Here is a 4,602-nt window from a genome sequence, read left to right on the forward strand (position 1 = left end):
TCTGAATGGCATATCAGTAGTATAAAATACTGTTTTTCCGATCCATTTTGAACGTTTCGTGTGCCTCTTGATTGAACCGAAATTCTTACTGGTGCAAGGTTTTTCAAAGAATTCCTGCAAAAACCTTGCACTTGGTCAAATTATAAATCCGGATTTTCCGCAGTTTTCTTTGATTATTTCACGATTCCTCGCGTTTATGCATTGTTCAGCAAGCCCTAAATATGGCAATCGGAAATTTTGGGCAGAGGGATATTACGTCAGCACAGTGGGCTTAAATGAAGCAATCGTCGCCAAATATATACGTGAACAAGAAGCACATGACCAGGCAGTTGATAAACTGAGTGTGAAAGAGTATGAAGATCCATTCAGCAGAAACAGTAGCAAGAAGAAGTAAACCAGTTTAACTGGTAAGTGAAAGTGACAAATTACACTGAGCCTGAACAATTTTATTGTCAGGCTAGCGTCTTTAGGCGCAGTTTGGCAACAGGGGGTTATACCCCAAGAGCAAACCACCCGTTTGACGGGTGGTTATGATTTAGCGACAGGCCGCACAAATAAAAATGGTTAGCGTCATGGAACTCTGTCAATAACCGCCCGTATCAACTGGAGCAAACCTCCTTCAAGGACGGGCTGGTGCGACTTTTTCAGGACAGATACGCGTTAAGCTACGCGTCAACAAAGTGACGTACAGCTACACATTAAAAACACCAAAGGGCACGAACACATACAGGCTGGAAAAAAGCTATGCGATGCGGACAACGGCCAGTTTTACGAGCTGTGGAAAGTGCCCAAGGACCAGTTACCTCGTCGGGCGAGCCGTACTATTCGAACCTTTCCTACGAGTACAACGACCAGTATTTGCTGCGAAAAGAAACGGAGATTCACTCGTTCCCGGTGAACTTGTCGGGCTACAAAAGCCAGATTACCGAGCGAACCTATGAATACACGAATGCGCAGCTTTATTCGATCACGGAAAACTTTGGCGGAAAGACGAGGACACAGACGTTTTCCGCATACGATTCATACGGCGTCCAGCCGACACAAATATCGTTGGCTGGCATCGAGCTGGAGAGCGGGAAAACGGACGTCCTGAACTTCTCGCTCGAGATCGACAACCAAAGCCAGGTGAGAAGTCAGACGTACCCAAACGGCAGCAAAGTCACCTACGAATATGACACGCTGGGAAGAGTCCTCACCGAGAGCTTCCGCCACCAGGGCTTCGTCTACCAGACCACGAACGCCCTGGGAACGACCCGCTCCCATCGGGCCAATGCGTATTCAGACGGCACCCGCTATTTGCCGCGCCTGACCGAGCAAACGTTGTCCCCGAACGGCTACATCGTCACCACCTACCGCGACCTGTACGGGCGGGTAGAGAGCGTGGAAGAAACGACCCAACGAGGCAGCCACCGCCGCGTGACCGCCTACCAGACCGACCGCTTCGGAAAAGTCACGGACAAGGAAGTCTCGGATGGCAGCACCTCCCAACGCTGGACGATGCGCTACGATCACAACGACCAGTTGGTCTATTTGCGCGACCCGGAAAACAACATCCACGAATACAGCTACGACGGACTCGGCAACCTGACCACCGTGCTCGAAAACGGCACGCCCACTGCCGTGTACACGTATAACGCGCTGTCCTGGAAGTTGTCCGAGAAGAACCCGGAGACCAAAGCCGAGCAGTACACCTATGAAAAAAACGGTGCCGTCAAAACTTTCAAAGACAAAAACGGCGTTCTTTTCAGCTACCAATATTCGCCGTTCAACGAAAGGACGAAAGTGTCTGCGGGCAGCGGCTTCTACGAAGAACGCAGCTACGATCCGCTCTCCGGCTCGCTTTTGACGGAAACAAACAACAACGGCCAAACCGTCCGCTACGGCTACGACGAATACCGCCGCCTGAACCGCCAAACGATGATGGGAAAAGACTACCAGCTCGTCTACACCGACCACGATGAGGCCATCGACGCCATCGTCTATCCATCCCGCAGCGCTGTTTCTGGCTCGGCTCCCGCCTTGCGCGTCGATTACACCTACGACAATGCCAGCCGCCTCAGCGCCGTAACCATTCCCGGCGTAGGCACGACGAGCTACACCTACGACATGAACAACAACGGAGAGACGAATACCGTCTCCTACCCCGGCCAGTCGTCGGCAATGCAAAAGACGATCAGCTCCTTTGCCGAGATCACGGGGATGAACCACGCCGACGGCTGGAGTGAGACCAACGGCTACGACCTGTTCGGCAACATCACGAGCCAAAAGCGCGGCGGAGCCAACTACGGCACGTTCGCTTACGACAAGCTGTCCCGGATCAAAGAAGAAACGATCCAGGGCAACACCCGCCAGTACGTTTACGACCGCCGCGGCAACCGCCAAATCTATGCCAACGCACCCGCCGATTCGACGCGTAGCTACGAACTGAAACACGATTTGCTGAATCGCCTGATCGAATACAAGGACGCCAAAGGCACAACGACGTACACATACTATCCAGGCGGCCTGCGCGCGACGAAGCAGCAGACCGGAAGCGTCACGGATACGACCCACTACGTGTACTTGAACGGGCAAGTGATCGAGGAGCTGACCCAGGACGGCCGGGTCAAAGCCCGCAACGTCTTCGGTAACCAACTGATCTGGCGAAAAGACTACACGACGAACCAGGAAGGAACTTACTACTACAACAGCCACGGGGATGTCGTGAAGATCAAAGGTTCGAGCGGGAATGTGTTGAATACGTATGAGTACGACATCTGGGGTAACTTGATTGCGGACAAAGTCAAGGAAACGATGACGAACCCGTTTGCGTATGCGGGGGAGATGTACGACAAAGAGAGCGGTTTTTACTACCTGCGTGCCCGGTATTATGATCCGAAGATGGGGAGGTTTGTGTCGGAGGATACGGTTAAGGGACAGGTTGACAATCCGCTGACGCTCAACAGGTATACGTATACTCACAACAATCCGGTTAGGTATATTGATCCTACAGGACATGATGCATGGCTAGTTCATGGGACGTTTTCAGATAATTCTACTTGGAAAGATGATTTTGTTACGTATTTCAAAGGTTTATATAAAGAGGATGTAAGGAAATTTGAGTGGTCAGGTGATAACGATAATACGGCAAGGGTAAAGGCCGCACAATCTTTGGCAGCAGATATTATGAATTGGCGAAGTATTAAAGGGAATGAGAAGAAACCAATTCGGCTAATTGGTCACAGTCATGGCGGAAATGTATCAATATTAGCAGCTAATGTTTTGGAACATGAAGGAATTCAGGTGGAAACGCTTGTTACTATTGCTACTCCTGTAAGGGAACTTGAATATTATTTAGAGTATCCAGTGGGACAGCATCTACATGTTTACAATGAACGAGATGGTGTACAAGTAAATGGGGGAAGCGTATGGCTACTTGGCGAAGCCAAACGGGAGTTTACAAATGCAGCAAATATAAAAATTGAAGTAGGGGAGGAGTATGACCCAATTGCGGCTCACTCTGCAATGCACTCTAATGTTGAGACGTGGAAAAAATATATCACACCGTATCTCGAAAAATTTTATGTGGAACCAAAAAGATAAGAAATTATCTTACTACGAAACCAGATTAATTTAGAAGGAGGGGGAATGCCAATGCGATTGTGGCTGAAGTTAATTTGGATCATCACTATACTCGTTAATTTATCAGGTGTTATCTGGTTTGTACTTGGCTCGACTGCAAATTTTCAACGTGGCATAGACTTGATTTCCACGGTAATACTTTTGTATCTAGGTATACCCTCAATTTTATTAATAGTCGTTTCTTGTTTTCTATTATTAAAAAAGTGGAGTCCATATAGATGGTGGGAGTTCATTGGGGTTTTAATTATCATCATTGCCATGCTTTTAATGACACCACATTTGTATAAAAACGTAGAGACGAGTGGATGGTTAACAGAAAAAATAAGAACTGATTCCATACAGAAGACACCGGATGGTCGATTTGAATACTGCATGGAGCTGATTAATTTGTTTCAGAAAAATAGTTCAGCTCGTTTATATTTAAAGAATACCGAGACATTGGAGGAAATAAGAATTCATTTAGAGTTTCCTACAAAGGAGATCACAGGTGTATCTTGGGGTGATGTTAATTATTTTGTTAAGCTCGAACCAACTACTAGCTCAAATATTTACATTCTTAATACTACCGAGGAGTTTCCTTTTCCAAATGAGAAATTTGAAATTAATATACTGGAGAAAACAGCAGTAAAAATAAACAATCAATAGAACTACCTTTATCCCCCAAACGAGTAATCTATACTCGTTTGGGGTTTTTTATTAGTGGCTTTAGCCAGTTGAGTGCGTGAAACGCACGAAACAAAAAACCACCCGCTATGCGGGTAGAGGGATCGAGGGTTTGACCAACAAGACCATTCCGATAAAATTGAGATGTTCAGGCTCAATTTTATCGGAATGGTCTTAGATGGCAAACAAGTGAACCACTGTCAATAGATTGGACACATAAAATCGAGAGAATTACACCACGCATCGGTACATATGTTCGTATTGATTGGGCGTGAAGTACCCAATGGATGAATGGATGCGTTTTCCATTATAAAAGCA

Annotated in this window: 2 protein-coding genes and 1 pseudogene; all 3 read left to right on the forward strand. The window is 47.1% G+C overall.

The annotated features are described in order from the left end of the window. Positions 1-217: 217 nt before the first annotated feature. A pseudogene (locus AC3WJN_RS25380) lies at positions 218-394 on the forward strand (IS200/IS605 family transposase); the annotation flags it as partial. A 383-nt stretch (positions 395-777) separates the two neighbouring features. After that, positions 778-3,582, forward strand: a complete 2,805-nt coding sequence (locus tag AC3WJN_RS25385; protein ID WP_492329353.1) for an RHS repeat domain-containing protein — start codon at positions 778-780, stop codon at positions 3,580-3,582. A gap of 51 nt (positions 3,583-3,633) precedes the next feature. Further along, positions 3,634-4,266 (forward strand): hypothetical protein, encoded by a 633-nt coding sequence (locus AC3WJN_RS25390; protein ID WP_007784863.1) that lies wholly within the window; start codon positions 3,634-3,636, stop codon positions 4,264-4,266. Positions 4,267-4,602 lie beyond the last annotated feature (336 nt).

This window comes from Brevibacillus sp. FW306-2-1A-C05A, from assembly GCF_058781555.1.